The organism is Paenibacillus sp. J22P277, from assembly GCF_059383675.1.
The window spans coordinates 84,213-110,513 of sequence record NZ_JBXENS010000011.1; the positions used below are offsets into that span (position 1 = coordinate 84,213).

The window sequence follows — 26,301 nt, forward strand, 5'->3', positions numbered from 1 at the left end:
CTCTCTGCCGCTACGCAAAAAAGCTCCCCCTTCGACGATACGAAGGAAGAGCTTCTCTGTATGCAATAAGCGGTTTATACGGCTGTCGGAGCGACTTTACGAACCTGTTCGTCGTCGGCGTTCGCGGGATTCGCCGCAGGCTCCGCGGGAACGGCGGATGCCGGCGGCATGCCCGGATCGGCGCGCTCTTCGTCCTCCCTCGCTTTCGCGGCGGCCAGGCCGGCAACCTTCTTCTGCCTCGCGATCAGGACGAAGACGAACACGTAATAGAGCCAGTAGCACGCGAATTCCTCGAGCGACGGATCTTCCGAGTAGCCGAGGAACGCTTTGAAGAACACGCCGACTTGTCCGTGGAAAACCGGATGATGTCCGGTATCCCGGATATAGTTCGCTTCATCGATCGGATGCTCGGGCAGCAGCCAGGTCAAATCGTACATGGCCGCGACCTGCCCGCCCGGCGTCTTGTAGACGCTGCCGATGACGCGCAGATCCTGCATGACGCCGACCGCTTGCACCAAGAGGCCCGCGGCGATCATGATCAGGAACACGCTCGTCACCTTGAAGAACGTACCGATCTGGATTTTCTTGCTGCCCTTGAAAACGACCACTCCGAGCGTCGCCGCCGCGAGCAGACCCGCGAGCGCTCCCCAGCTTTGCAGCACCTTGGAGATGTCGCCGGAAGAAATGGCGGCGAAGAAGAATACCGTCTCCACGCCTTCGCGCAGCGTGACGAGGAACGAATGCACGATCATGTTGATCGCGCCTCCGGCCGTGAGAATAAGCGCCACCTTGCTCTGCAGCTTGCTTCGCATCTCGCGGTTTTGCTTGCTCATGAACAGAATCATATGCGTCAGCAATCCCGCCGAGACGAGCAATATGCCGATCCGCAAATAATCCTTGCTGCCCATGGTCGCATAGCCGTCGAGCACGTTCTGAAACAGCATCGCGACGCCGAGGCTCGCGGCGACCGCGAGCGCGACGCCGAGCCAAACGTATTTGTTCCAGCGGGACTGCCCGATCCGGTTCAAATACGAAATGATGATGCCGACGATCAATATCGCTTCGAACGCCTCGCGAAACGTGATGAGAAACGCCTGCAGGTTCATGGTGAACGCTCACTCCTTACTTTAACCTCGTATGTACGCCGCAGCTGCCGGAACAGCGGCTACAGCAGCCCTTTGCGGCGCGCCCAGAAGACGGCTCCGCCGCCGATGACGACGATGCCCGCGATCACGCCGACGGTGATCGCGGGGTTCGTTTTGTCTTCCCGCTCCATCGCCGCATGCTGCTTCGTGCCGTCGATGGTGTCGGGCTCGGCCGCTTGGACGGCCGCGTCCGGATCCTTCGCGCCTCCGGCCGCTTGGTCGGGCGTGTACGGAAAGAGCGGTTTCAACGCGCCGTAAACTTTGTTCACGGCGGTTTGGAGCGCCTGCTCGTCGGCCTCCTTCTTGCCTACGCCGAACAAACCGGGGTTGCCGATCGCCTCCAGCGCGGCGTCAAAATCGGCGGACAAGCCGTCCAGCTCCGTCTTGGACAGCTTCGCTTCCGCATAAGGCGCCAGCGTCTCGTACGTCGCGCGGGCTTTCGCCAGCAGCAGCTTCGCCTGCGTATAATCGGTTATGGTTTGCATGGCATTGTCGAACCGCCGGTCCAAATTCATGACAAGCAACGCTTTATAGTTGGCAATCGTGTCATCCGCATCGCGGGATTTCATATTCGCGTCCAAGGTCGCGGCGACTTCTTCGCCGAAGTGCGCGGCAATCTCTTCCCGTCTTTCCTTGTGGGCGGCTTCCGCGCCCGTCCAATCGGCCGGCGTCTTGCCCAGGTCGGAGACGACGAGCTTGAACGTTTCGGCCACATCCTCGGTATTGGCATCGCCGTAGGAATAAGCCCAGACGCCCGCGGGCGCCAAAGCGAGGAAAAGCGCAATGAACAGCATTGCGGTCTTCACCATCATGCGCATGGCTGCAATTCACCTTTTTCTGGTCGTCTTTGCTCTTCTGGCAGGCGCAAATAAACGGTTCGCCCGACAATAACGATAATCATTTTCAATTAGCGTGTCAATAGGTTTATTATACGCTTCCAGCCTGCCGAAAAGTGTGAACAACCTGTGTAATTTCCAGTGAACGAGCGGCCGCTCACTGCCCGCCGACCCATTCGTACAACGTGATATGGCCGTAGACCGGATCGAACAGCGAGTTGCTGGCGTAATCCGCTATCGGCTTCACTTTTCCCGCCAACGATCCGACCTGCGCTTCGAAGCCCTTCAGGACATGGTCGGTCAGCAAGATCGTCGCGCCCGGATCCGCCTGCACGTCCGCGATGAAATAATCGTAGGTCTCGATTCGACGGTTCGTCACCGGCACATGCAGGTAGTCGAGAACGCGCGTCTCCTCGTAGGTGTAGACGACGAAGCGGTCGTCCGGGTGCGCCGCCGCCAGCTCGCGCAGCCCTTGCCCGAGTCGGTAGACGGCCGGCATCTCGTCCGCCTGCAGCGCGACGAGCGCGCCGCCCCGCGCGGCTTGGAGCGCGACCACGCCGGCGGCGATGAGCGCGCCGGCGGTTCGCAGCGCGCGGCGGATGCGCTCGCCGCGCGGCGGGTTTGCGCCGGCGCCGGGGTCTGCCGGCGCGGGCGGCCGCTGCGGCGCAGCGGCATCATCGCCGGGCGTCGCCGCCGGCGATGCGGGCGCGGCGGGCCGCGCCGATGGCGCTGCCGCGCAGAGCAGCGCAAGCAGCAGCCATATCACGCCGATGAGGGGCGTGATGTGGCGCGGCTTGTCGATGTTCTGCGCCAGCAGCGCCCAAGCGCCGTAGGCGCCCGCGAGCGCGGCGAGCGCGCCGGGCAGCCCCGGGCGGCAAAGCCACGCCGCCGCCCGGGGCGCCAAGCGGGCGCCGGCGCTCGCGCTGCCGCGGGGCGGGCGCGGCCTCGCCCCCGCGGAGAGCACGGCGGCGAGCAGCAGCGCCGCCGCCGCCGCGAACAGCGCCGTGGACCGGGCGAACATCCCGGTCCACAGCATGTTGTCGCCCGCGAAGCGCAGCAACCGCGACGCGAAGGAAAGGTCGTCCGCGGCGGAAGCCACGCCGCCGCCCCACTCGCTGAAGTGGCCTTCCGTGAAGGCCGCGGCCAGCTGGAGGAACCCCCGCACGCCGCCTTCGCTAAGCGCCAGTCCGGCCAGCCATAACAACTGACACCCGGACGCGATCGCCGCGAACACGATCAGTCTCGGCCATAGCCGCCTCCGCTCCCGCCGCCAATCCGCCCAAGCCGCGCCGAGCAGCCAACAGACGCCGAGTCCGAAGGGAGCGAACGACAGGCGCACGCCCATCAAAAGACCGAATACGAACAACGCCGCCGTCATCCGCCTCCATGTCCTGCGCTCCATCGCCCGCTGCCAGCACCACAGGTACCACCACAGCACGGCGATGCCCGCCGCCTCCGACATCGGTCGGACGGTCTGCAGCCAGAGATAGGGCGACGTCAGGATCAGCAGCGCGACGAGCAGCGACCATGCCGGCGTCAGACGCCGCCGCGCAAGCCGCCATGCCGGATAGACGGAAGCGGCGCCAAGCAAGATGTTCAACGCTTCGTAGGCGCGGACGGGATCGCCGGCGAGTCCCCGCAATCCCATGGCCCCCATCACGAAATACGGATACCCCGGGAAATGCGGCTGCATCGCGAGCAGATCGAACCGGTCCAAGGCCAGCACGAAATCCGCCTCGTCCCAGCTCGCGACGAACGGGCTGCGCTGCGTCCAGCTGTACGCCGCCCAAAGCAACGCGGCAACCACGGCGATGATCGGCGCAGCCAAGTTCAGTCGCGACGTCCCTTTCCCTCTCCGGGATTCGCCGCTTCCCGATTGCTTGCCGGGATTGTGTAGAGGCGCAGCGGGTATCTCTGCGACGATCGTCTGATCCCTCTTGTCATAACCGCGCAGCGTCACCGCCCCCTTCCTCGCGTACGCCTAGCAGTAGCCAAGCATGATTTCTCACGGCGCAGAGCGATCGACGCTCAAACCGGTTTGAGCGCCTGCGTCCAATATAGCGTCCAATCGTCACCCGTACCGCTGCTCGCGTTCGGCCTTCGCCGCCAGTCCGCGTCCCGCCGTCTTCGCGCCTGCAAGAGGCATCGGTTCGCGAGCAGCCCTTCCGCGCTTGACCGCCGGTCGACGCATCTCCCTCCAGATCGCCGGCAGCACGTGACCGAGGTATTTACGGAATTTGATAAAAGATTGGCCGTGCACCCGAACCTGGTACGTGATCGGCACTTCTTCCATCGCGAAGCCCTGGCGGACCAGATTGAGCGTCAGCACCTGCGCGTAATTGTAATCATGAATGATGTCCGCGTGCTCCATCGCCTCGCGCGAGAAGCCCCGCATGCCCGACTGCCCGTCCCAGATCACGCGCCGCAGCAGCACGGCTTGAAGCATCGTAAAGCAAATGTTCCCTACGCGGCGGTGCAGCCTCATGCCGCGAATGGTCCCCTTGAAACGGGACCCCATCGTATACGCCGCCCTGCCCTCGCAGATCGGCGCGATGACGTTCGGAATTTCCTCGGGCGGGTATTCATTGTCGGCATCGATCATCAGCCCGATATCGGCGCCCAGCCGGAGGCAGCCCGCAAGCCCTTCGCGGACCGCGGCGCCCAATCCGCGATTCGCGGCAAACGATACGACGTGGTCGGCGCCCGCCCGCCGCGCTTCCGCAACCGTGCCGTCCGTGGAGCCGTCGTCGATGACCAGCACCTCGACGATCCAATCGCTCCCCATTTCCCGGGGAATACGCGCAATGACAGGCCCGATATTGCCCTCCTCGTTATGGGCGGGCAGAAAAACGACCAGCTTCCTCTTCTTCATGCGGTTCAACTTCTTTCCGACGGAATCGTCAATGTCTTGCTATTCGAAGGCGTCCGTCAACACCGGACCGCGGCTATGGCTCGGCAGGGGCGCGCCCAGCAAATAACTGAGCGTGGGCGCGACCGAGACGAGCGACTGCTTCGCGTCGACCTTCACGCCTTGGCGCACCTGCGGCCCATGCAGGAAGAACGGAACATACCGCTCTCCCTCGTCCAAATGCCCGTGCCCGCCTATGCCGTCGGCTTGTCCATGGTCGGCGCATACGATGAACGTCGCATCGTCCGCGTCCCCTCGTTCCGTGAGCCATGCGACGAATTCGGCGATCAGCGCATCCGCCTCTTCAATCTTTTGCCGATACTCGCCATACAATGCGCCCATGCTGTGTCCCGTCTGGTCCGTCGCGATGAACTGCACGACCAACAGGTCCGGATCCTGCTCCGCCATGATGAGCTTCGCGCGTTCCATGATGTTGCGGTCTGCCTTATCGTTATGCATCACCGCCGTCACGCTCTCCACGTCGTCGCCCATGGAATCGATGAGATGCGCGATTCCGAGCAGTCTTCCCTTCTTGCCGACTTTGCGCAGGCTGTCGAAGATCGATTCCACCTTGATCCCGAGCTTCCATACCATATTCGACGTAATGCCATGCTCGCGCGGGTATGTACCGGTGAACATCGAGGAGAAGCAGACGACCGTCCGTGCCGGATATACCGTCTCCATCTGCGTGTACTCCGTGCCTGCCGCCCGCCATTTCTTCAAGAACGGCGCATCCGCTTCCTCGAAGCGGTCCTTGCGCATGCCGTCGATGACGAGGACGAATACCTTCCCTTCCCGGCGGTTCGCAGGCGGCTCGATCGGCGTCGTATAGCCCGGAATCTCTTTCGGCTTCCAATCGAACAGATTGCGGTGCATCACCCATGCGAACAGCGCCGTCCCGACGAGAAAGAGCAGATACGTTCCCCAGCCGAAATCGCCGCCTGCCGCCGACGCGTCCGTCCATTTCGCTCCCGCCGTATCGACTACGAAGAGCAGCAGCAGGAACTTGGGCAACTGCTCCTGCGCATTGCCGCTCGTCGAATCGCTGTTTTTCAGCACGAGCTTCCAGAAGCGCTTGAAATTCCACCACGACGTGCCGATTCGCAAATGATAATAGAACGTCCCCCAGAAATAGATCGTGAAGAACAAAAACAATCCGACTCCAAGTGCGTATAAGCCCAGCTCAAGCGGCGCGTCCCGCCAGAGGACCAGCGCCGCAACGACGGGCAGCCATAGATAATTCCGCAGGAACAGCGGGAAATCGTAGTGAAAATACAACGCGAACAGCGGAAGCCCCGCGAGCAGACCCAAGCCGAATTGCGCCCAGAACGCGCCGTCTCCCCAGGATCCCATATGATAAAGCGCATAGACCGCGACCGTGAAGATCGGCGTGAACGGCTTCCCTTCGTTCAACAAGTTCCAACAGCGCGCCGCAACGATCTCGAATCCGGACGCTTTCTTCATTCCCCATGCCCCTCTCTTCGGCGCAGCCTCAGCCACCCTCGCAATTCCGTCCACGTGACGGCCGTCATGACCAGCGATACCGCTCCCGTCACGTAAGCAAAAATGAATTTGTACCCATGCGACAACAGCGCCGCCGTATAGGCTGCGCTTCCAGCGACGCCTAGTACGCCGAGCGATGCTGTCAAGGTCGTCTCGTAAGTGCCGATCCCGCCCGGCGTAATGTGAAAGACCTGCCCGGCAATCGTCATGCCGGTCACCCAGACCGCCTGCAGCGGATTAACGGACAGCCCGAGCGCTCGTGCAACACCATATACGACCGCGCCTTCCAGCAGCCAGCAGGCAAACGTGAGCAGCGCCGCCAATGCGCCTCTCCCGGAGGCCAGCGTCGTCCGCAAATGTTCGTATTGCCTCAGCACCAAGCCGGACAGCGCCTCCATGCGTCCGGCTTTACCGCGATCCTCTCTTCGCAGCCGTTCCAAACTTAACCATGCCGCGGCTGCAGCCAGCATGCCAATCCCAAGCATAACCCAATACCAGGGAGATGCCTCCAAGCCGAGCATGAGCGCGCCGGCGGTTCCGATCAGCAGCAGCGAAGCCATATCGAGCACGCGCATGGCGGCAACGGAATGCAACGCATCGTCCCAGCGTACCGACGTGCTCCGAACGAACAACCCGGTACGCGCCAAGTCGCCTGCTTTTACGGGCAGGATATGATTAATCAGCAAGCTCACGAACAAGGGGTGCATATAGTGCCGCAGCGGGTCCAGCTTCTCTCGGCCGGCATAGAGGCGCCAAGACAACGCCTTCAGCCAGAAGGACAAGCCATAACCCGCCGTCATCAGCAGGAGCATGTCCGGGGCGTGCAGCAGGCGGATCGCCGCTTCGCCCAATGCCTTCCCTTGGAACCAGCGCAGCGTAAACCAGACAAACAAGGCAGCCAAGGTAAGCCCGCCTAATGGGATTCCTATTTTTCGCAACTTCATGCCGTCCTGTCGTATCAGCCGTCCTTCTCAATAAATGAGAACTGTTATCAACAAGTATAGTGGCCGGTATCTACTCCGTCAAACCTTTTCCGAAGATTTGAGAATCCTCGCATGCAAAAAAGCCGATTCCCGCAGATGCGTGCATCTGCAAAAGAATCGGCTTTCGTGCTGCGTATCCATTAGCCTTGTTTGACGGCGATCCGGTTCATCGCGCGCTGCAGCGCAAGCTCGGCACGCAGCTGATCGTAATTGTCCTTTTTGCCGCTCAGGTGCTGTTCGGCACGCAGTTTGGCCGCTTCCGCACGAGCGAGATCGATATCGCCCGGCAATTCCGCGCTTTCGGCCAGAATGACGACTTTATCCTTGCGGATCTCGAGAAAACCGCCGCCAACGGCGATTTTCTCTTCGGCGTTCTTCTTCTTGATCGTGATGGGCGCGATCTTCAAAGGCGTGACCATCGGGATATGATTCGGCATGATGCCCATCTCGCCCTCGGAGCCTTTGACGATCACCATATTGACATCCTCAGCGTAAACCTTACGCTCAGGCGTTACGATTTCCAGTAAAAAGGAGCTCATGATCTTACCCTCCCATGCGCCCTACGACGTAAGACGCAACTTCGTTAGCTTAGGCGTATGTCCGACGGAGTCGCTTTGGTGCTTGCCCATTGAGTGATGGGGCAGCCATCGACGGCGATAATCGAACAAACTCCCTGGCGAATTAAACCTCTTGTGCCAGTTTTTGCGCCTTCGCAACTGCATCTTCGATCGTTCCGACGTTGTGGAATGCCGGTTCCGGAAGGTCGTCATGCTTGCCTTCGAGAATTTCCTTGAAGCTGCGTACCGTTTCTTTAACCGGTACGTACAGGCCTGGCATACCATTGAACGCTTCGGCAACGTGAAGCGGCTGCGACAGGAACAATTGGATACGACGAGCGCGGATAACGATGAGTTTGTCTTCTTCGGACAACTCGTCCATACCGAGGATCGCGATGATATCCAAAAGCTCTTTGTAGCGTTGCAGCAATTTCTTAACGCTTTGAGCGACTTGGTAGTGCTCTTCGCCAAGGATCTCGGGCGTCAGGATACGGGAAGACGAAGCGAGCGGATCTACGGCCGGGAAGATACCCATGGCAGCGATGTTACGCTCAAGGTTAGTCGTTGCGTCCAAGTGGGCAAACGCCGTTGCAGGAGCCGGATCCGTATAGTCATCGGCAGGAACGTAGATCGCTTGAATGGAAGTAACGGAACCTTTCTTGGTCGACGTGATACGCTCTTGCAGTTGACCCATTTCAGTTGCCAGCGTTGGCTGGTAACCTACTGCGGATGGCATACGGCCGAGCAATGCGGATACTTCGGAACCGGCTTGCGTAAAGCGGAAGATGTTATCGACGAACAGCAGAACGTCTCTTCCTTCTACGTCACGGAAATACTCGGCCATTGTCAGACCCGTCAGCGCTACGCGAAGACGCGCGCCCGGAGGCTCGTTCATTTGACCGAATACCATCGCGGTTTTGGCGATAACGCCGGAATCGCTCATCTCGTGGTAAAGGTCGTTACCTTCACGAGTACGTTCGCCGACGCCGGCGAATACGGAGATACCGCCGTGCTCTTGCGCGATGTTGTGGATCAGCTCTTGCATCGTTACGGTTTTACCTACGCCCGCGCCGCCGAAGAGACCGATTTTACCGCCTTTGGAGTAAGGAGCCATAAGGTCGATAACCTTGATGCCCGTTTCCAGGATTTCTTGGGAAGTCGACAGCTCTTCGAATGGAGGAGCTTGACGGTGGATCGGGTTCGCGATCGAACGGTCAACGTCGCCGTTGTTGTCGATCGGATCGCCGAGTACGTTGAATACGCGACCCAGCGTAGCCGGACCTACGGGAACCGTGATCGGATTGCCCGTATCTACGGCTTCCGTGCCTCTGACAAGACCGTCGGTGGACGACATTGCAACGCAGCGGACCAAGTTGTCGCCGAGATGAGTCGCGACTTCAACCGTCAGGTTGATGTTGACTTCGCCTGGGTTTTGCGCTTGTCTCTCAATTTTGATTGCATTAAGAATCTCAGGCAGATGGCCGTTCTCGAACGCGATGTCGACAACCGGACCCGTGACCTGGACTACATGCCCCTTGCTCATTCTTGTACCTCCTGTAAGCTTTCCGGAGGAAAGCTCGCTCCGGAAGCATAAACTTTTAAAGCACTCTATATTGCTGTTCCGAAGAACCTCCGGAACGATCGTGTGAATTTACTGCTGCGCGTTCGCTCCACCGACGATTTCCGCGATTTCCTGCGTGATCGCTGCTTGACGCGCACGGTTGTACGTCAACGTCAAGCCCGCGATCATCTTCGTCGCGTTCTTCGTCGCATTGCCCATTGCGGTCATACGTGCGCCGAACTCGCTCGCTTTGCCTTCCAATACCGCACTGTAAATCACCGTCTCCGCGTATTTAGGCAGCAGCACGTCGAGTACCTTTTCAGGCGACGGCTCATATTCGTAGCTCGCCTTCGCACCCGTGAACTGCGACTGATCCAATGGTAGCAGCTGCTTGATGACAGGCACTTGGGTAATTGCATTGTAGAATTGGTTGTACACCAGGTTCAGTTCGTCGTATTTGCCGCTTTCGAAGCCTTTGACAGCAGCTGCCGCCAACGATTTGATATCGGCAAACTTCGGCGAATCGGAAAGCCCTGTTACTTCGTCCGCAGGGGTAATGCCCCGGCGCTTGAAGTAATCGCGGCCTTTGCGCCCGATGACGAATACGTCGTATTCAGCAGGAGACTTATGCTTCTCCTGAATCGTAAGCCATACTTTACGAAGCACGTTCGCATTGTATCCGCCCGCCAAACCGCGGTCCGACGAGACGACCAGATAGGCCGTACGTTTGATTTCGCGGCTTTGCAGCATCGGATGCTTGATTGCGCCTCCGCCCGATGCGATGCTCGCTACGACTTCGCGGATTTTGTCGGTATAGGGACGTGATGCCACGGCTGCATCCTGAGCTCTCTTCAGCTTCGCGGACGCGACCATCTCCATTGCCTTCGTAATCTGCTTCGTATTCTGCGTGCTCTTGATCGAGCGTTTGATTTCGCGCATACCTTTAGCCATTCGTTGTCACCACCTTATTGCCGGCTTACCAGGCGAAGCTTCGCTTCGCCCATGGCCGGTTCTATTCCGCGCTAGTATTCGAACCGCACGCGCGCGTGCGGCCCGAAGGTAAAGATATGGTTTATACCGACGTCGCAAAGCTGTTTTTGAACGATTTGATCGCTTCAACCAGCGCTTTCTCGTTGTCGGAAGTCAGATCTTTCGTATCGCGGATGGAAGCGTAAATCTCAGGCTTGTTGGCATCCACGAAAGCAAGGAGTCCTGCTTCGAAACGGCGTACATCCTGTACCGGGATGTCGTCCGTATGGCCGCGCGTAACCGTGTACAGCGATACGACCTGGCGCTCGACAGGCAACGGCTGGTTAACGCCTTGCTTCAAGATTTCCAGGGTGCGCTCGCCGCGGTTCAGACGGGATTGCGTTACTTTATCAAGATCGGATCCGAATGCCGCAAATGCCGCCAGTTCGCGGTATTGGGCAAGGTCGGTTTTGAGCGTGCCCGCTACTTTCTTCATGGCTTTGATTTGAGCCGAGGAGCCTACCCGGGATACGGAGTTACCAACGTTAACGGCTGGGCGCTGACCGGAATAGAACAGATCGGATTCGAGGAAGATTTGACCGTCCGTGATGGAGATTACGTTCGTCGGGATGTAAGCCGAGATATCGCCGGCTTGCGTCTCGATGAAAGGCAAGGCAGTCAAAGAACCGCCGCCGAGCTCGTCGTTCAGCTTCGCCGCGCGCTCGAGCAAACGGGAATGCAGGTAGAATACGTCGCCCGGATAAGCTTCCCGACCCGGAGGACGGCGGAGCAGCAAGGAAAGCTCGCGGTATGCTGCCGCTTGTTTGGAAAGATCATCATAGATAACAAGTACGTGTTTGCCGTTGTACATGAAGTACTCGCCCATCGAGCAGCCCGTGTAAGGCGCGATGTAGAGGAGCGGGGACGGCTCGGAAGCGCTCGCCGTTACGACGATCGTGTATTCCAAAGCGCCTTGTTGGCGAAGGGATTCGACGACCGTACGAACCGTGGATTGCTTTTGTCCGATGGCAACGTAGATACAAACCACGCCGTTGCCTTTTTGGTTCACGATCGTATCGATCGCGATTTGCGTTTTACCCGTTTGACGGTCGCCGATGATGAGCTCGCGTTGGCCGCGGCCGATCGGAATCATCGCGTCGATCGCTTTGATGCCGGTTTGCATCGGCTCGAATACCGATTTACGAGCCATAACGCCCGGTGCCGGAGATTCGATCGGACGCGTAGCCGTCGTTGCGATCGGTCCGTTGCCGTCGACCGGCTGACCCAGTGCATTCACGACGCGGCCCAGAAGAGCTTCGCCTACCGGAACTTCCATGATGCGGCCCGTGCGTTTTACTTGGTCGCCTTCGCGGATACCGGTGTACGGTCCCATGATGACGACGCCGACGTTGCTCTCTTCAAGGTTAAGGGCCATGCCCATAACGCCGTTCGAGAATTCGAGCAGCTCGCCCGCCATTGCGTTTTCAAGGCCGTGCACGCGCGCGATACCGTCACCGACTTGGATGACCGTACCGACGTCAACGACTTGAATTTCGGATTTAAATTGTTCGATCTGTTGTTTAATCAGCGTGCTGATTTCATCAGGTCTGATACTCAATTCCGTTCACCCCTATCTACAGTGCTTGAGTTTTCAACGCTTGTTCAAGTCGAGCAAGCTTGCCGGAGAGGCTGCCGTCGTAGAGACGGTCGCCGATGCGCACTTGTACGCCCCCGAGCAGAGCCGGTTCAACGATTTGTTTCGCGATGATGCGTTTGCCGACCATTTCGCCGAATTGCGCCGCTACTTTGGTCAATTCTTCGGCGGTCAACGATTTAGCCGTATATATCGTAGCGTGTGCCTGACCAAGCGCCTCGCCCGCTACTTTCGTATAAGCTTCATACACGTCGCCGAGCGCGCCTTGACGGCCGCGGACGATGAGAAGCTCTACCGTGTTCAATACCATAACCGATACTTTGTCGGACAAGGCACCCTTGATGATGGCGATCTTTTGGCTGACTTCGACGTTCGGCAGCGCCAAGAATTTGCGGATTTGCGCATCTCCGGACAAGGCGTCCACGACGATCTTCAGCTGTTTCTCGACATCGGCAACCGCGTTGTTGCCTTGGGCCAGCTCGAACAGCGCTTTAGCGTAGCGTTTAGCTACGACGCTCTCGCGGCTCATTTGCTTCCAACCTCGTTCAAGTATTGGTTAACGAGTTGTTCTTGCGACTTGTCATCGATTTGCTTCTCGATGATTTTGGACGCGATCATGACGGACATGCCGCTGACTTGCCCGCGCAGGGCCGCGATCGCTTTGTTTTTCTCGGTTTCGATATCCTTGACGGCGTCGTCCTTCAGGCGGGTAGCCTCGGATTTGGCAGTCTGCACGATTTCGTCCGCTTGCTTGGAGCTCGTTTGTTTCGCTTGCTCGATAATGTCATACGCGTCTTTGCGCGCTTGTTGCAGCGTTTGTTTTTGCTCTTCGAACTGCTGTTCCGCCTGCTTGCGGCTGTTCTCCGCGTTATCGAGCTGTTCTTTCACGAACTGCTTGCGCTGTTCCATGATGGAAAGCAGAGGACCGAACGCATAACGGCTAAGCAGCCAGTAAAGAATTCCGAAAGCAATCAGTTGGATGAAAAAATTGGACCATACGATATCCAACGTACGTCACTCCTTTCCGTAAATTAGCCAGCTGTTCTATGGCAGCTAGCAAAAGGAAGGCGCGGAGGCATTGGCTCTCCCCGCCATTTGCAAGTTTAGTATTAAGCTTCGCCGTAGAAAATGAACGCAAGAACGAGGGAGATGATCGGCAATGCTTCGACGAGCGCGACCCCGATGAACATGGTCGTTTGCAGCGTACCGCGAAGTTCCGGCTGACGGGAGATACCCTCAACCGTGCGACCTACGATCAAACCGTTACCGATACCTGCGCCAAGTGCTCCAAGACCAAATACAATTGCTGCTGCAATTAAAGCTGTTGCTCCCATTAATAAAATCCTCCTTAAATGTTTGGATATAGTAGTTTTATGTTGTCCCGCGTTGAACGGGGTTGTTGCTGCGTTAATGCTCTTCGTGCACGATCGCCTGCGACATGTATACCATCGTCAGCATGACGAATACGAACGATTGGATCGCGCCGATAAACATGCTGAAGCCTTGCCATACGATGAGTGCAGGAATACCGACCCAACTCAGCTGCATGATAACGGAGATCATGACCTCGCCGGCAAAAATATTCCCGTATAGACGAAGCGACAGGGAAAGCGGCTTGGAGATTTCTTTGATGACGTTCAGCGGGAAGAATGGAATGTACGGCTCGAAGTAGTGTTTCAGGTAATGTTTGCGGTTACGTCTCAAGCCCTCGATATGCGTGAGGACGATAACGATCGCCATCAAAGCCCCTGCTACGGCCACGTCCGCGGTCGGTGATTTCCACCACGAAATATGCGCCTCTTCCTCTCCGTCCGGGAGCACGAGATGCATGCCCAGGAAGGTCGACCCGTGATGCGCTTCCGTGACGATACCGAGCGGCAGGCCCAGCATGTTCGCTACGAAAAGATACATGATCAACGAGATTCCAAGAATCAGATACGGACGGCCTTTTTTCACATCCATGGAGGTTCCGATCAGGTTAATGACGAACTCGATCACCCATTCCAGGAAGTTCTGCATTTTCGTCGGGTTGGTCACGGACGCGCCGCGCACCGCCGCCTTCGCAAGCGCGAATACGATAATGCTGGTGACAACAATTGTGAGGATTGCAGCCAAATCCCAACGGATTCCGAGCCAATGCACTTCAGGAAAAATATGTTCCATTAGTTGTTTTCACCCCTTTCATCGGAAGAATGCCTTGCGGCCGATCTGCCCTTGGATCGAAATCCCAGTATGAGTGTTGCCAATTGAGCAACAAATAATCCCGCGACCGTTCCGTAGACGCTAAAAGAAAAGTACCGGGTGGCGACGACCACCGCAAGCAGGCCGATGCACGCGCGCGTGAGAAAACCGAGGTTATTCCTCTTGGCGCCTTTCGCGGCCGCGTTCGCGCCGATCCGCTGTACTTTCCATGAAAGATGGAAGGCGTTTACAAGACTAGCCGCAGCGCCGAGAACAAGTCCGCCGAACAGCGGCTTTTGCTCCGGATAAAGGGCCCATCCAATAAAACATAGAGACAAAAAAAAGAAGGTGATACGCATTACCGTTCGAAGGTGGCCGGACAAGTCATCCATTACTTCGCTTTGCCCCCTATAAACGTTCGGATCAAGAGTATGGTCATGATGACGGCGACGACAAACCCCGCAGCCATGCCGACAATGGCGCCAAAACCGTCGTTCATTTTGGAGCCGATCCAGTAGCCCAGTCCCAAGCATGCGGCAATGGTGCCGCCGACGGAACCGATCAGCCCCATGGCTCGCCACGGATTATCGCCGAAATTGCCGTTTCCTGCATCGCGATTCTTGTCGTTATGGGATGAATTCACCATGAATCACTCCAAAACTCTTATTTATTTTAGCCAAGCGGGTTCCCGTTTGTCAATTGATATAAATTCAAACATTTAGTGAACGGCAAGCCGAAAACCCTTGATTTACCTAGGGTTTCCGGTTTCTTAAACCGTACAGTAGCACTGTATGCTGTAGTGTTGGCGGGCATGCATGCCTACTATCGCAAACTATGAACGTTGTGTGAACGGATCAGGACGTTCGCCGCCCCTTCCAAAATGATGCAAAATCGCCTGTACAATCCTAACGGAAGCTTGTCCGTCGCCGTACGGATTGGCCGCCCGGCTCATCCGTCCGTAGAGCTGCGCATCCGACAACAGCGCGCGCGCGCGGTCGTAAACCATGGCCTCGTCGGTACCGACAAGCTCCAGCGTTCCCGCTTCGATGCCTTCCGGACGCTCCGTCGTATCGCGGAGCACGAGCGTCGGCACGCCGAAGGACGGCGCTTCTTCCTGGATGCCGCCGGAATCGGTCATGATCATATACGTATGAGGGAAGAAATTATGTGTCTCGAACACGTCTAGCGGTTCAATCAGTTTAATGCGCGGGTGGCCGCCGAGAATTTCGTTCGCCGGTTCGCGTACCGCCGGATTCATGTGAACGGCGTAGACGACCACGACGTCCTCGAATTCGTCGGCAATCCGTTTGACAGCCCGGAAAATGTTGCGATGCGGTTCGCCCAGCGATTCCCGCCGGTGAGCCGTCATGAAGATCATCCGTTTGCCGGCTGCCCAATCGAGCACCGGATGGGTGAAGGACTTGTCCACCGTGTATTGGACCACGTCGGTCGCCGTATTGCCCGTCACGTAGATGGCGGACTCCGGCTTGTTCTCCTTGCGCAGGTTGTTCGCGGACCATTCGGTCGGCGCGAAGTGCACGTCCGCGAGAACGCCGACCAGCTGCCGGTTCATCTCTTCGGGATACGGGGAAAGTTTATTCCATGTCCGGAGCCCCGCCTCCACGTGACCGACGGGAATTTGCTGCAGGAAAGCCGCATAGCTGCCCAGGAAGCAGGTCAGCGTGTCGCCGTGAACGAGCACGATGTCCGGCTTCGATTCGCGAAGCACCGGCTCCAGCCCTTCCAGCACGCGCACGGTCGTTTCCGTCAGCGTTTGACGGTCTTTCATGACGTTCAGGTCGTAATCGGGGGTGATTTTGAAGAAATCCAGCACTTGGTCGAGCATTTGGCGGTGCTGCGCCGTGACGCAGACGACCGAATCGATCTCTTCGGGATGCTTTTGCAGCTCCAGCACGAGCGGAGCCATCTTCACCGCTTCCGGACGCGTGCCGAAAATGGTCATTACTTTCAATTTGGACAATGGAAGTCACTCCTAATTATTTGGTTCCGAACATGCGGTCGCCGGCATCGCCGAGGCCCGGCACGATATAACCGTGATCGTTGAGATGGCTGTCCAGCGAAGCCAGGTAAATGTCGACGTCGGGATGCGCCTGTTGGACGGCCGCCACGCCTTCCGGCGCCGCGATGAGGCACATCAGCTTGATTTGGGTGCAGCCGCGCGATTTGAGCGACGCGATCGCCGCATTGGCGGATCCCCCGGTCGCCAGCATCGGGTCGACGACGATCAGCAGCCGTTCCGTCGCGTCGGCCGGCAGATTCACGTAGTACTCTACGGGCTGAAGCGTTTCCGGGTTGCGGAAGAGTCCGATATGGCCCACCTTCGCGGCCGGTATAAGCTTGAGCATGCCTTCCACCATGCCGAGGCCGGCGCGAAGGATCGGAATGACGCCCAGCATGCGGCCGGATATGACGTTGCTCGGCGCCTCGACGATCGGCGTCGTGACGCTGATCGTTTCCAGCGGCAGGTCGCGCGTGATCTCGTAGGCCATCATCGTCGCGATCTCGTCCACGAGTTCGCGGAAATCTTTCGTTTTGGTATCTTTGTCGCGAATATACGTCAGCTTGTGCTGAATGAGCGGATGGTCGCAAATCGTAAGAGTGCCCATTATTCAATCCTCCTGGAGATCTTCTTCAACTGACAATTATAACATCCGGAGCCTGATTGTGCACACGGCGTTCGCCAGGCCAAAATCCTCCTGCAAAGTATGCCCGAACGGGCCGAATTCTTGCAATTGAACCGGATGGCGCCAGCTTCCGCGAGAGACGGGTTCCTGCGGGGTCGCCATTGGCGCTAGTTGCTGCCGCAGGACGAGCCGCCCCCGCAAGAAGATCCGCCGTCGCTTCCGCCGCTGCCGCAGGAGGAACCGCCGTCGTTGCCGCCGCAGGACGAGCCGCCGCCGTCCGGCGAACCGTCTCCGCCCCCGCCGCCGTCCGTCCCGCCGTCGCCGGTGCAGCTGTAAGAACTGCCGCAGACGCTGTCGTTATTCCGGCGCTCCTCTTCCGTTTGCAACCCGTCCATCTGCGATCGGAATTGGTCTTCCGAGCCCCAGGAGTAGTAGAAAAGCCCGGCCGACATCATTCCCGTCAGCATCGCGGTCGACGTCCAGTCGTCGCCGCTGCCGTTGTTCGTCAGCGGTTCGTTCCGCGAGGCCGCCAGCCTTCTGCCCCGTTCGATCAGATAATCGACCGTCGCGTTCAAGTCCGGGAAGAGTCTCGCGGAGCGCGCATTGAACCGCGCTTTGCGCAGCTCTTCCGCCCCGTGCGTCTCCAGCTCGAGCATGAGCTCTCGCGGCATCGGCGTCCGGTAGAACGCTCCCCACAGCCCGGCGCTTCCCGAAGCCGGCAGGAACAGCTCGCCGTACACCCAATCGAACAACGCCCGTTCGCCCGGACTCGGCTTCGCATCCGGCGCATGCGGCGCATGATGGATGAGCTGCCCGCAAAATTTCGTGCAAAACTCCTCGTACTCCCTCGTAAACATCAGCATTTCGTGCCAGACCTCGTCGACCCGCCCGCTGTACATAGGCACCCCGCGCAGGACGCCGCACAAGAGAAAGTAACGCTTCAGCTCGAACCAGCGCCACTGCCATTCGACGTCCCGCAGGTTGGGCGCATGGCGAAGGACCCGGTCTTTGACGCGCGCCTCGAAATCCGGCGTCAGCGCCGCTTCCAAGCGTTCCGCGGCGGGCCTGGCCGGGTGGCCGGCAGGTACGCCGAGGCACTCGGGAGGCATGCGCAGCGGCGCGGACGGACGACGAACGTTCGTGCGCCCGCCGTTTCCCCGAACGGCGCCCGAGCCGCCTTTGGACTTCCCCAGATTGAACAGGACCGCGACGGTAACGAAGATGATGATCGCGAATAGCAGCAGCATTCGGATGGCACCCCTTTTGGAATATGTACCTTCATCATAGCATGCCGGACAACGCTTCCAAGCGGTTTTGAGGAAAAATTAACCTTGGCCGGGCATGCCTGATTTGCGCCGTCCAGCGGCAAGCGAGTGCTTAATATAAAAACCCCTTCGGGCGTGCGACGCTGTTCGCGCCGCTTCCCGAAAGGGTTCCGATGGCAATGCGCGCTCCCGAGAACGCGCGGTGAATATTTGTTTACCCGCGCATCAGCAGCCGGTTCATGTAATCCACCGTAAAACGGACGCCTTGGTCGCCCAGCTCGCCCGTCCACGTACGCGAATGCGGCTCGATGCTCAGGCCGCCCGTATAGCCGACGCCGTACAGAATCGCCATGAACGTGCCCCAATCGGTCTGATCGAGCCCCGCCGGCGGATCGTCGAAGCGCTTGCCGTCGATAATAACCGAGCCTTTGATGTGGACGTGGAGGAACCGATGGCCCCAGTCCGCCATTTCCTTCAAATAATTTTGTCCCGCGTACCGGGCATGGGACGGGTCGAATTTGATGCCGAGCTCCGGCAAATGGCCGTGAATGAGCTTCCAGGCCGTTTCGTCGACGATATAACTGTTCCAATGGCAGTTATACGTGGCGATCCGGACGCCGCGCGCGCGGCCGTAATCGAGCAGCAACGTGAAGAAAGCGATCGAGGCGCGCACGTTCTCGTAGTAAGACAACTCCTCGACGTAGTTGGCGCCGCAGACGAACACGGGGCAGCCAAGCTCTTGGCAGGCATCGATCAGCGTATACGCCGCTTGAAGCTCTTCCTCGATGATGCTGCCGTCCTTCGCGATTCTGTCCGATCCCCAGCGGCCGACCGATCCCACTCCGACGCCCGTCCGCGCGCCGGCCGCTTTCAGCTCGGGAACGGCCGCGGCGAATTCGCCCGCCGGCGAGCCGACGTTGATGCAAAATTCCAAGAACGACAAGCCGAGGCCCGCGGCGTAGTCAAAGCTTTCCGCCTTCGGATCGGCGATGATGCCTAATTTCATGTTCGTTTCTCCTCCATTCGATTTCCAATCTCGCGCCTCTGCGCGCCGGCCGCTCGTGCAGCCGGCCTCTATTCATTTCGACGAACGCGCGCCCCATCCTGCCAGCAGCGTCAATCCGCAGGAACGGAGCGCCGCTTCGCCCGCCGCGATATCGTTCCGCGCGCTTCCGGCTGCCTTGGACGCGGCGCGGCGAATGGCAATCCATCCCCTTTTTCTTGTATACTGGCATCAATAGATGACCAGCTTGCCCAGACCACCCGGAAAGAAGGAAACAGCCATGACCCTATCCGTACAGGCGGAGCTTCCGCGCATCCTTGCTTTGTTCCCGAGCTTGGCCGAGGTCGCTCCCGAGGATTGGGAGAAAGAAGACATCGGCATAGTCGAGCTGCAGCCCAATTACCTCGTTCATGAAGGACAGCTTCTCGATTATGCGGTCCTGCTGCTTGACGGTACCATTCGCATGTTCAAGATCAGTCCCGGCGGAAGGGAGATCACGCTGTACCGCATCCAAGGCGGGGAGTGCTGTCCGCTCATGATGACCAGCATCCTCGGCGAAAGCGAATACGAGGCCTCCGCCTGCATCGAGAAGACCAGCCTGGCCTTGGCGATTCCAGTGGGGTTGTTCAGGGAATGGATGGACCGTTACCGCGGCTTCCGGCAATATATATTCAAAATGGTGGGCAAGCGCCTGATCCTCATGTCCAATCTGCTGGACAACATCAACTTCAAAACCATCCCGGGGCGCGTCGCGGAATTTCTCTACGAGCAAACCGCGTCCGGAACCGCTACGCTGGACATGACGCACGATTCGATCGCCACGGAGCTCGGCACGGCGCGGGAAGTGATCAGCCGCACGCTGAAGAGCTTCGAGAAAGAAGGCATCCTCGCCCTTGCGCGGGGCCGGATAGCCGAGATTAAGCGCGGCGAATTGGAACGCTACTTGGAATATTGAGCACGGACGAAAACAGTCGATTCCCGTAGAGGAATCGGCTGTTTTTCTTGTTGCCGGTGGGCCGCTTCCGCCTTGGAATCGTTTTATCGCTTCGTGTGACTTTGTCACGGAAGAGAGCCCGTACGGGATGGTAAGCTTCATCTCAAGAACGAGCAAGCCAATTCAAAGGGGGAAACGATTCATGAGAAACGTAGGAGGAGCGGACCGGACGATCCGGATCGTGCTGGGCATCGCGCTGTTGTCGTTGTTTTTTGTTCTGCCGGGGTATTACAAATTATTCGGTCTCGTCGCCATGCCGCTGCTGTTCACGGGCTTGACGCAGCGCTGCGCGATCAACCAGCTGCTTGGCCGAAACACCTGCAGAATCCGTTAACCGCCTAACGGACAAGCAATGAACGCCGGGAAACTCGCCAAACGAAAAAAGTCGTTGGTCCGCTGCGGGAAGCAGCGACCAACGACTTTTTCGTTATCGGGCCGGTCTAAACCAGACCCGACTATTGACCGGATTTTAATACGTCATGCCCGGATACAGCGGGTATTGCGACACGAGGTCGCTGACCATGCCGCGCGCCTTTTCAAGCACGGCTTCGTCTTTCGGGTTCTTCAGCGTCATCGCGATGACTTCGGCGATCGTCTTCATCGCGTCCACGCCCATGCCGCGGGAAGTAGCCGCAGGCGTACCGATGCGAATGCCGCTCGTGACGAACGGGCTGGTCGGGTCGAACGGAATCGCGTTCTTGTTGACCGTGATTCGAACGGAATCGAGCACATGCTCGGCGTCCTTGCCCGTGATGTTCAAGTTGCGCAGGTCGATCAGCATGAGGTGGTTGTCCGTGCCGCCGGAGACGATGTTGATGCCTTGGGCGATCAGCGCCTCAGCCAGCGCTTGCGCGTTGTCGATGACGTTCTTGCCGTATTCCTTGAACGACGGCTGCAGTGCTTCGCCGAACGCGACCGCCTTGGCCGCGATGATGTGCATCAAAGGGCCGCCCTGGGAGCCCGGGAAGACCGCTTTGTCGATCGCCGCCGCCCATGCTTTGCGGCATAGGATCATGCCGCCGCGCGGTCCGCGGAGCGTTTTGTGCGTCGTGGTCGTCACGAAATGCGCGTAAGGCACCGGGCTCGGATGCAGACCGGCGGCGACCAGACCCGCGATATGCGCCATGTCGACGAAGAGCAGCGCGCCCACGTCGTCGGCGATTTTGCCGAGCGCTTCGAAATCGATGATGCGCGGGTACGCCGAAGCGCCCGCGACGATCATGCGGGGACGGTGCTTGAACGCCAGCTTGCGCACTTCGTCATAGTTGATCGTGAACGTGTTCTCGTCGACGCCGTAAGCGACGAAGTTGTACAGAATGCCGGATGCGTTGACCGGGCTGCCGTGCGTCAAATGGCCGCCGTGGGCCAAGTTCATGCCGAGCACCGTGTCGCCGGGCTGCAATGCGGCCAGGTAAACGGCCATGTTCGCTTGCGCGCCGGAGTGGGGCTGGACGTTCGCGTGCTCGGCGCCGAACAGGTCCTTCGCGCGGTTGCGCGCGATATCCTCGGCGATGTCCACGTGCTCGCAGCCGCCGTAGTAGCGCTTGCCCGGATAGCCTTCGGCGTATTTGTTCGTCAGCACCGTGCCCATTGCTTCCAATACGGCTTCGGATACGATGTTCTCGGAGGCGATCAGCTCGATGTTGTCGCGCTGGCGCTGCAGCTCGAGGCCAAGGGCTTTCATGATTTCGGGATCTTGCTTGCGTAGGTTTTCCATGATTATTCCTCCTAAAGTTTTATGGCGAAGCACGAACCGGCGTGGGCCGGTTCGGAGAATAAAACAACTTCGAAAGCATACGCTTCGTTTTATGGCGAAGCACGAACCGGCGTGGGCCGGTTCGGAGAATAAAACAACTTCGAAAGCATACGCGTTTTTAATTGCTCAGTCGCAATTGTCGCTCGCGGCATCCGACTCCGATGGGCGCGAATAAACCGCCCGTTCCCCGCCGATCAGCTTCGGACGGGTGAAGGCCATCGTCACGTGCGCCGAACCGATGGACCGGATCGACGGCCGCACCGGCACCGCCACGCGCTTCAAATGCATGCCGATGAACGTGTCGCCGATGTCGATGCCCGCATGCGCCTGCACCGTTTCCGTCAGCACCGCGTCCCGCAGCGCGCCGAACGCATACGCCGCCATGGAGCCGCCCGCCTTGCGCACCGGCACCGCCGAGACCAGCTCAAGCCCGTAGCGCTCCGCCGCTTCGCGTTCCATGACGAGCGCCCGGTTCAGATGCTCGCAGCATTGGAACACCGGATAGAAATCCAACTCGCCCCGCACGGCCTCGATGCCGCCGTAGATCGCCTGCGCCGTCTCCAGCGTACCGGACGTGCCGATTCGCTGGCCGAGCACCTCGCTCGTGGACACGCCGATCACGAGCAATTGCCCCTTGCGAAGGTTGGCGGCTTCGGCAAGCTCGCGCACGACGGTCTCGACATCTTTGGTCAACCGAGCCGCACTTCCGCCCGCTGCCGTATCGTTCATGTCGGATCCGCTCCTTATTCCGCGTGCGCCGGCTGCGCGTTTTGTTCTTCGATCCGCTTCACCTTGTTCAAGCGGCCGACATGGCGCTCGCCGTTCGAGAACGGCGTTTCCAGCCAGATGCGGATGATTTCTTGAGCCACGCCCGGTCCGATCACGCGCTCGCCCATGGCCAGCACGTTCGTGTCGTTATGGTCGCGCGTCGCCTGCGCCGAGAACATGTCGTGCACGAGGGCGCAGCGAATGCCGGCCACCTTGTTCGCGGCGATGGACATGCCGATGCCCGTGCCGCAGATCAGAATGCCGCGGTCGGCCTTGCCCTGCGCGACGCGCTCGCAAACCGGCAGCGCGTAGTCCGGGTAATCGACCGATTGCTCGCAGGTACATCCGACGTCCTCGATTTCATGACCCAGCGACTGTATATAAGGCACGACGATTTCTTTGAGGCGGTAGCCCCCATGGTCTGCTCCGATGGCGATTTTCATCCTTGATATACCTCCCAATGAGACCGCGCAATGGCGGAAATTGTCGATTCGCAATGGTTCTAGTATACCTGATTTCGCCGGAAAAGACGAAAAAAGAGCAAGCATGCTCACGCACGCTGCTCTTTGCCCAGGCGACCGGCCGTATGATCCGATGCTCCACCGTGGTTGGACCCACTTTCGTCGCCAGTTACATCGGAAACCGTCTTTAATTAGCTTTATCATACCGGATCGGGCCGGCAAAATCAATCCTTCGCCGCAATCGCCAGCGCCCGTTATTTGCGCTGCTGCAGGCGTTCCAGCAGCTTGCGCAGCGCCGCTTCGATCTCGGCCGCGCTGTCCTCGTAGACGTGCAGCGGGCCGCCGAACGGATCGGCAATGTCGAAGCTCGGAATGGAAGCTTCCAGCTCCAGCAGCCGCCGGCGCTCCGCGTCCGTCAATTGCCCGCCGAGGGCTTGCTTCATTTGGAAATCCGTATAGAGGCTCTCCAGCTCCGCGATGCGTCCCAGCCCCTCTTCGTCGCGATGGACGAACTCCAGCAGCGTGTACGTCTTGTCCACGGCGCTCGGAAATCGCTGCAGCAGGTGGCGTTTATGGCTGGCGGTCATCGTCAATATAAGATCGGCCCACGTCACGGAGCCGCTTTCGAGCGCGGTGGAGCCGTTGTTATGGCGGATGTCCCGGCGCCGCAGCACCGATTGCGCGTGCGTCGATACGGGAAGGCCGTCCACGGTCGAAACGCCCGCGGAGCGGACCTCCAGCGACATCCCGCGCTTCTGCGCCAAATCCCGAAGCATCGCCTCCGCCATCGGCGAACGGCACGTGTTGCCGGTACATACGAACAAGATCCGTTTCATGCGAGAACCTCCTTTAGGTGGGCTTCGGAATTCAGAACAAGATGAGCAGCCCGAACGTCAATAAAATCACGCCGCCGACCGCCTCGCCGTAACCGCCCAGGCTCGAGCTGACCCGGCGGCCGATCAGCAGGCCCGAGATGGACATGACGCCGCCTGCGAGGCCGAATAGCAGCACCGCCAGCAGCATATCCACGGCAAACATGCCGAGCGACAGGCCGACGGAGAAGGAATCGATGCTGACGCTGAGCGCGAACAGCAGCATCCCCCAGGCGCTGCGATGATTGATCGACGGCACCGCGTCTCCGCGCAGCGAGCTGTAGATCATATGGCCGCCGAGCAGCAGCAGCAGCGCCCCGCCGGCCGAAGTCGCCACGCCGCCGAGCAGCGTGCCGACGTATTTCCCCGTAAAAATGCCCATCAGCGGCATCATGATGTGAAATAGCGCGATAATCGCGCTCAGCTTGAGGACATCAAGCAGCCGAATGCCTTTGAGCCCGATGCCCACGCCCAAAGAAAAAGCGTCCATCCCGAGCGCCAACGCGATTACGATCAGCGTCAGCAGCTGTCCGGCCTGCAGGCCCGCCTCAACCATGCCATCCACTCCCTGTCCATCATCTCATCCAAGCATATGCGGACAAGACAGGAAAGATGACGGAACGCCGGGACAAGCGGCAAAGCAAGCGCGGAACGCTTCGCGGGGGCGAGCCGGAGAGGAAGGCCGGCGACTGCGCATTTCAGGAACCGGCGCCGCTGTCAGCGAGTCGGGCGGATGACGTCTCCCGCTCGATGCTAGTCGATGGTTGTTTAATGCTATGATGCCGTCGCTTCCGATCGGCTGCTTGGTGCGATTTCTGCGCCTCGCCGGCCGAATCTCCGCCGCCATTGACGTGGACGATCGCGTGGCTGGCGGCCTTGGCCTTGCCGTTCATGAGCGTGCCCGATCCGTCCTCGGGATACGTCTCCCGCGCCTTGACGTGCGTGTCGAGCCGCCTTAGACGCGGACGACCGCGTGGTCGGCGGCCTTGGACAGGCGGTTCATGAGCGCATGCCCGATGCCCTGCTCGGGGCATGTCTCCGCCCAGATACGCTGCACGCCCCGCGCGTCGAATTCGCGCAGCGCGGCGTATAAGCCGTGGGCGGCCGTGTCGAGCCGGGCCAGGCTGCCCATGACGAGCACGCAGTCGGCGTCGTACCCGGCGGCATGCTCGGCGAAAGCGAGCACGCCGGTGCGCTCTCCGGCCGCGCGCGCATCGCGAACGGAAGAGCCGATCCAAGCGGTAACCGCTGCCTGATCGCCTTGGACCAGCTGCATCTGTCCTTGCGGCGCGTAATGCGCGTACTTCATGCCGGGCGAGCGCGGCGCCTGCTCGCCGCCCGCGTCCGCTGCGCGCTCGGGCGCGGCGACGGCATCATAGACGACCGCAGCCCCGGCTTCGCGCAAAGCCTCGGCAGTCACGCCGCCGGGGCGCAGGATTCGCACCGTGCCGCCGTCCACCAGCTCGATGACGGTGGACTCCAGCCCGACGCCCGACGCGCCGCCGTCGACGATCCCGTCGATGCGGCCGCCGAGGTCGCCTTGCACATGCGACGCCAACGTCGGGCTTGGGCGGCCCGACCGATTCGCGCTCGGCGCCGCGAGCGGGCAACCCGACTGCGCGATGAGCGCGAGCGCGACGGGATGGGCGGGCATCCGCACGGCCACGGTCTCGAGGCCGGCGGTTACGCGCGGCGACACCGCGCCGGTCTTCGCCGGAAGCACGAACGTGAGCGGTCCCGGCCAAAACCGGTCCATCAGCCGCTCCGCCAACGCGCCGGCGCCCGCCGGTGCAAGCGGCAGCGTCAACGACGCAAGCTCCGCGCGATCCGCGATATGCACGATGAGCGGATTATCCGACGGCCGGCCTTTGGCCTCGAAGATACGCTCGACCGCGGCCGTGCTCCTCGCGTCGGCGCCGAGCCCGTATACGGTTTCCGTCGGAAACGCGACGGTTCCGCCCGTCCTCAGCAGTTCCGCGGCCGCCCGCAGCCGCTCGGCATCCGGCGCCCGGCCTTCCACGCGCCATAAGGTTGTGTTTCTTAAAGGTATGTTCACTTTCGATTCCCCGGCTTCTGCAAAATAGCTTCGTTTTATTTCTATTATACCATACGCGGCCCAGCGCGAAACAACGCGGCACACGCGACACGCGTACAGCTCCTCGGTTGTCCCTGTCCTTTTCTCCCATCGGAAGCATTCGAGAGAAAAACGGTGCTGCCGAACCCATGTATGCGTTTCAATT

Annotated in this window: 28 protein-coding genes and 1 riboswitch; of the genes, 2 read left to right on the top strand and 26 right to left on the bottom strand. The window is 59.6% G+C overall.

Annotated elements, in window-relative coordinates; translation table 11 throughout:
- Window positions 1-74: 74 nt before the first annotated feature.
- From AC50YL_RS32395 to AC50YL_RS32490, 20 genes are all read right to left on the bottom strand, one after another.
- Window positions 75-1,106, bottom strand: a complete 1,032-nt coding sequence (locus AC50YL_RS32395) for an FTR1 family iron permease (RefSeq protein ID WP_494837520.1) — start codon at window positions 1,104-1,106, stop codon at window positions 75-77.
- Between the two features lie 59 nt (window positions 1,107-1,165).
- Window positions 1,166-1,963 (bottom strand): hypothetical protein, encoded by a 798-nt coding sequence (locus AC50YL_RS32400; protein WP_494837521.1) that lies wholly within the window; start codon window positions 1,961-1,963, stop codon window positions 1,166-1,168.
- Between the two features lie 175 nt (window positions 1,964-2,138).
- Entirely contained in the window at window positions 2,139-3,941 is a 1,803-nt protein-coding gene (locus tag AC50YL_RS32405; RefSeq protein WP_494837522.1) for an ArnT family glycosyltransferase, read from the bottom strand.
- A gap of 111 nt (window positions 3,942-4,052) precedes the next feature.
- Window positions 4,053-4,853: a glycosyltransferase family 2 protein gene (locus AC50YL_RS32410; protein ID WP_494837523.1), complete on the bottom strand. Its 801-nt coding sequence runs from the start codon at window positions 4,851-4,853 to the stop codon at window positions 4,053-4,055.
- A gap of 39 nt (window positions 4,854-4,892) precedes the next feature.
- Window positions 4,893-6,353 (bottom strand): alkaline phosphatase family protein, encoded by a 1,461-nt coding sequence (locus AC50YL_RS32415; protein ID WP_494837524.1) that lies wholly within the window; start codon window positions 6,351-6,353, stop codon window positions 4,893-4,895.
- Window positions 6,350-7,294, bottom strand: coding sequence for a lysylphosphatidylglycerol synthase transmembrane domain-containing protein (locus tag AC50YL_RS32420; protein WP_494837525.1), 945 nt, complete (start codon window positions 7,292-7,294; stop codon window positions 6,350-6,352). Before AC50YL_RS32420 ends, AC50YL_RS32415 begins: the two co-directional genes overlap by 4 nt.
- A gap of 221 nt (window positions 7,295-7,515) precedes the next feature.
- Complete coding sequence (locus tag AC50YL_RS32425; protein ID WP_494837526.1) at window positions 7,516-7,914, bottom strand: F0F1 ATP synthase subunit epsilon; 399 nt, start codon at window positions 7,912-7,914, stop codon at window positions 7,516-7,518.
- A gap of 142 nt (window positions 7,915-8,056) precedes the next feature.
- Window positions 8,057-9,475 (bottom strand): F0F1 ATP synthase subunit beta, encoded by a 1,419-nt coding sequence (atpD, locus tag AC50YL_RS32430; RefSeq protein ID WP_494837527.1) that lies wholly within the window; start codon window positions 9,473-9,475, stop codon window positions 8,057-8,059.
- A 108-nt stretch (window positions 9,476-9,583) separates the two neighbouring features.
- On the bottom strand, window positions 9,584-10,444 hold the full coding sequence (gene atpG, locus AC50YL_RS32435) for an ATP synthase F1 subunit gamma (RefSeq protein WP_494837528.1): 861 nt from the start codon (window positions 10,442-10,444) through the stop codon (window positions 9,584-9,586).
- Window positions 10,445-10,565: 121 nt separating this feature from the next.
- Complete coding sequence (gene atpA, locus AC50YL_RS32440; RefSeq protein ID WP_494837529.1) at window positions 10,566-12,080, bottom strand: F0F1 ATP synthase subunit alpha; 1,515 nt, start codon at window positions 12,078-12,080, stop codon at window positions 10,566-10,568.
- A gap of 16 nt (window positions 12,081-12,096) precedes the next feature.
- Window positions 12,097-12,645 carry a F0F1 ATP synthase subunit delta gene (locus AC50YL_RS32445; RefSeq protein ID WP_494837530.1) on the bottom strand — a complete coding sequence of 183 codons (549 nt, stop codon included), beginning with the start codon at window positions 12,643-12,645 and terminating at the stop codon, window positions 12,097-12,099.
- Complete coding sequence (gene atpF / locus AC50YL_RS32450; RefSeq protein WP_494837531.1) at window positions 12,642-13,124, bottom strand: F0F1 ATP synthase subunit B; 483 nt, start codon at window positions 13,122-13,124, stop codon at window positions 12,642-12,644. The genes AC50YL_RS32445 and atpF overlap by 4 nt, the downstream gene beginning before the upstream one ends.
- A gap of 101 nt (window positions 13,125-13,225) precedes the next feature.
- Window positions 13,226-13,450, bottom strand: coding sequence for a F0F1 ATP synthase subunit C (gene atpE / locus AC50YL_RS32455; RefSeq protein WP_110041963.1), 225 nt, complete (start codon window positions 13,448-13,450; stop codon window positions 13,226-13,228).
- A gap of 73 nt (window positions 13,451-13,523) precedes the next feature.
- Window positions 13,524-14,279, bottom strand: a complete 756-nt coding sequence (atpB, locus tag AC50YL_RS32460) for a F0F1 ATP synthase subunit A (protein ID WP_494837532.1) — start codon at window positions 14,277-14,279, stop codon at window positions 13,524-13,526.
- Entirely contained in the window at window positions 14,279-14,689 is a 411-nt protein-coding gene (locus AC50YL_RS32465; protein WP_161745794.1) for an ATP synthase subunit I, read from the bottom strand. Before AC50YL_RS32465 ends, atpB begins: the two co-directional genes overlap by 1 nt.
- Complete coding sequence (locus tag AC50YL_RS32470) at window positions 14,689-14,943, bottom strand: AtpZ/AtpI family protein (protein WP_494837533.1); 255 nt, start codon at window positions 14,941-14,943, stop codon at window positions 14,689-14,691. The genes AC50YL_RS32465 and AC50YL_RS32470 overlap by 1 nt, the downstream gene beginning before the upstream one ends.
- Before the next feature lie 186 nt (window positions 14,944-15,129).
- The gene (wecB, locus tag AC50YL_RS32475; RefSeq protein WP_494837534.1) at window positions 15,130-16,278 is read right to left on the bottom strand and encodes a non-hydrolyzing UDP-N-acetylglucosamine 2-epimerase; all 1,149 of its coding nucleotides are present in this window, start codon (window positions 16,276-16,278) and stop codon (window positions 15,130-15,132) included.
- A gap of 16 nt (window positions 16,279-16,294) precedes the next feature.
- Complete coding sequence (upp, locus tag AC50YL_RS32480; RefSeq protein ID WP_161745797.1) at window positions 16,295-16,924, bottom strand: uracil phosphoribosyltransferase; 630 nt, start codon at window positions 16,922-16,924, stop codon at window positions 16,295-16,297.
- Window positions 16,925-17,109: 185 nt separating this feature from the next.
- On the bottom strand, window positions 17,110-18,189 hold the full coding sequence (locus AC50YL_RS32485; protein WP_494837535.1) for a UCP032817 domain-containing protein: 1,080 nt from the start codon (window positions 18,187-18,189) through the stop codon (window positions 17,110-17,112).
- A 232-nt stretch (window positions 18,190-18,421) separates the two neighbouring features.
- Window positions 18,422-19,213 (bottom strand): sugar phosphate isomerase/epimerase family protein, encoded by a 792-nt coding sequence (locus AC50YL_RS32490; RefSeq protein WP_494837536.1) that lies wholly within the window; start codon window positions 19,211-19,213, stop codon window positions 18,422-18,424.
- A 277-nt stretch (window positions 19,214-19,490) separates the two neighbouring features.
- Between AC50YL_RS32490 and AC50YL_RS32495 the strand changes: the two genes are divergently transcribed.
- Window positions 19,491-20,165 (top strand): Crp/Fnr family transcriptional regulator, encoded by a 675-nt coding sequence (locus AC50YL_RS32495; protein ID WP_494837537.1) that lies wholly within the window; start codon window positions 19,491-19,493, stop codon window positions 20,163-20,165.
- Window positions 20,166-20,346: 181 nt separating this feature from the next.
- Window positions 20,347-20,538: a YgaP family membrane protein gene (locus AC50YL_RS32500; RefSeq protein WP_494837538.1), complete on the top strand. Its 192-nt coding sequence runs from the start codon at window positions 20,347-20,349 to the stop codon at window positions 20,536-20,538.
- A 135-nt stretch (window positions 20,539-20,673) separates the two neighbouring features.
- Here the strand turns inward: AC50YL_RS32500 and glyA are convergent, their stop codons facing one another.
- The 6 genes from glyA to AC50YL_RS32530 all read right to left on the bottom strand — a co-directional run bounded on the left by glyA (window position 20,674) and on the right by AC50YL_RS32530 (window position 26,111).
- Window positions 20,674-21,921: a serine hydroxymethyltransferase gene (gene glyA / locus AC50YL_RS32505; RefSeq protein ID WP_494837539.1), complete on the bottom strand. Its 1,248-nt coding sequence runs from the start codon at window positions 21,919-21,921 to the stop codon at window positions 20,674-20,676.
- A 165-nt stretch (window positions 21,922-22,086) separates the two neighbouring features.
- Window positions 22,087-22,689 carry a TIGR01440 family protein gene (locus AC50YL_RS32510; protein ID WP_494837540.1) on the bottom strand — a complete coding sequence of 201 codons (603 nt, stop codon included), beginning with the start codon at window positions 22,687-22,689 and terminating at the stop codon, window positions 22,087-22,089.
- 14 nt (window positions 22,690-22,703) lie between these two features.
- Complete coding sequence (rpiB, locus tag AC50YL_RS32515; protein ID WP_494837541.1) at window positions 22,704-23,171, bottom strand: ribose 5-phosphate isomerase B; 468 nt, start codon at window positions 23,169-23,171, stop codon at window positions 22,704-22,706.
- 118 nt (window positions 23,172-23,289) lie between these two features.
- A riboswitch (ZMP/ZTP riboswitch) is annotated at window positions 23,290-23,372 on the bottom strand.
- A 71-nt stretch (window positions 23,373-23,443) separates the two neighbouring features.
- A complete protein-coding gene (locus AC50YL_RS32520) occupies window positions 23,444-24,025 on the bottom strand; it encodes a low molecular weight protein arginine phosphatase (protein WP_494837542.1) in 582 nt (193 codons plus the stop codon).
- A gap of 31 nt (window positions 24,026-24,056) precedes the next feature.
- Window positions 24,057-24,617 (bottom strand): manganese efflux pump MntP, encoded by a 561-nt coding sequence (locus tag AC50YL_RS32525; RefSeq protein WP_494837543.1) that lies wholly within the window; start codon window positions 24,615-24,617, stop codon window positions 24,057-24,059.
- 399 nt (window positions 24,618-25,016) lie between these two features.
- Window positions 25,017-26,111, bottom strand: a complete 1,095-nt coding sequence (locus AC50YL_RS32530) for an L-threonylcarbamoyladenylate synthase (protein ID WP_494837632.1) — start codon at window positions 26,109-26,111, stop codon at window positions 25,017-25,019.
- Window positions 26,112-26,301: the final 190 nt, after the last annotated feature.

Excerpts from the sequence above, each read along its gene's own strand:
- AC50YL_RS32485 (WP_494837535.1), bottom strand. The coding sequence starts at position 18,189 with ATGCTGCTGCTATTCGCGATCATCATCTTCGTTACCGTCGCGGTCCTG.
- AC50YL_RS32490 (WP_494837536.1), bottom strand. The coding sequence starts at position 19,213 with ATGAAATTAGGCATCATCGCCGATCCGAAGGCGGAAAGCTTTGACTAC.
- atpD (WP_494837527.1), bottom strand. The coding sequence starts at position 9,475 with ATGAGCAAGGGGCATGTAGTCCAGGTCACGGGTCCGGTTGTCGACATC.
- AC50YL_RS32395 (WP_494837520.1), bottom strand. The coding sequence starts at position 1,106 with ATGAACCTGCAGGCGTTTCTCATCACGTTTCGCGAGGCGTTCGAAGCG.
- AC50YL_RS32510 (WP_494837540.1), bottom strand. The coding sequence starts at position 22,689 with ATGAACGATACGGCAGCGGGCGGAAGTGCGGCTCGGTTGACCAAAGAT.
- upp (WP_161745797.1), bottom strand. The coding sequence starts at position 16,924 with ATGGGCACTCTTACGATTTGCGACCATCCGCTCATTCAGCACAAGCTG.
- AC50YL_RS32500 (WP_494837538.1), top strand. The coding sequence starts at position 20,347 with ATGAGAAACGTAGGAGGAGCGGACCGGACGATCCGGATCGTGCTGGGC.
- atpE (WP_110041963.1), bottom strand. The coding sequence starts at position 13,450 with ATGGGAGCAACAGCTTTAATTGCAGCAGCAATTGTATTTGGTCTTGGA.
- AC50YL_RS32470 (WP_494837533.1), bottom strand. The coding sequence starts at position 14,943 with ATGGTGAATTCATCCCATAACGACAAGAATCGCGATGCAGGAAACGGC.
- AC50YL_RS32445 (WP_494837530.1), bottom strand. The coding sequence starts at position 12,645 with ATGAGCCGCGAGAGCGTCGTAGCTAAACGCTACGCTAAAGCGCTGTTC.
- glyA (WP_494837539.1), bottom strand. The coding sequence starts at position 21,921 with ATGGAAAACCTACGCAAGCAAGATCCCGAAATCATGAAAGCCCTTGGC.
- atpG (WP_494837528.1), bottom strand. The coding sequence starts at position 10,444 with ATGGCTAAAGGTATGCGCGAAATCAAACGCTCGATCAAGAGCACGCAG.
- AC50YL_RS32465 (WP_161745794.1), bottom strand. The coding sequence starts at position 14,689 with ATGGATGACTTGTCCGGCCACCTTCGAACGGTAATGCGTATCACCTTC.
- rpiB (WP_494837541.1), bottom strand. The coding sequence starts at position 23,171 with ATGAAAATCGCCATCGGAGCAGACCATGGGGGCTACCGCCTCAAAGAA.
- AC50YL_RS32400 (WP_494837521.1), bottom strand. The coding sequence starts at position 1,963 with ATGCGCATGATGGTGAAGACCGCAATGCTGTTCATTGCGCTTTTCCTC.
- atpB (WP_494837532.1), bottom strand. The coding sequence starts at position 14,279 with ATGGAACATATTTTTCCTGAAGTGCATTGGCTCGGAATCCGTTGGGAT.
- AC50YL_RS32520 (WP_494837542.1), bottom strand. The coding sequence starts at position 24,025 with ATGAAACGGATCTTGTTCGTATGTACCGGCAACACGTGCCGTTCGCCG.
- AC50YL_RS32415 (WP_494837524.1), bottom strand. The coding sequence starts at position 6,353 with ATGAAGAAAGCGTCCGGATTCGAGATCGTTGCGGCGCGCTGTTGGAAC.
- AC50YL_RS32525 (WP_494837543.1), bottom strand. The coding sequence starts at position 24,617 with ATGGTTGAGGCGGGCCTGCAGGCCGGACAGCTGCTGACGCTGATCGTA.
- AC50YL_RS32410 (WP_494837523.1), bottom strand. The coding sequence starts at position 4,853 with ATGAAGAAGAGGAAGCTGGTCGTTTTTCTGCCCGCCCATAACGAGGAG.
- AC50YL_RS32425 (WP_494837526.1), bottom strand. The coding sequence starts at position 7,914 with ATGAGCTCCTTTTTACTGGAAATCGTAACGCCTGAGCGTAAGGTTTAC.
- AC50YL_RS32495 (WP_494837537.1), top strand. The coding sequence starts at position 19,491 with ATGACCCTATCCGTACAGGCGGAGCTTCCGCGCATCCTTGCTTTGTTC.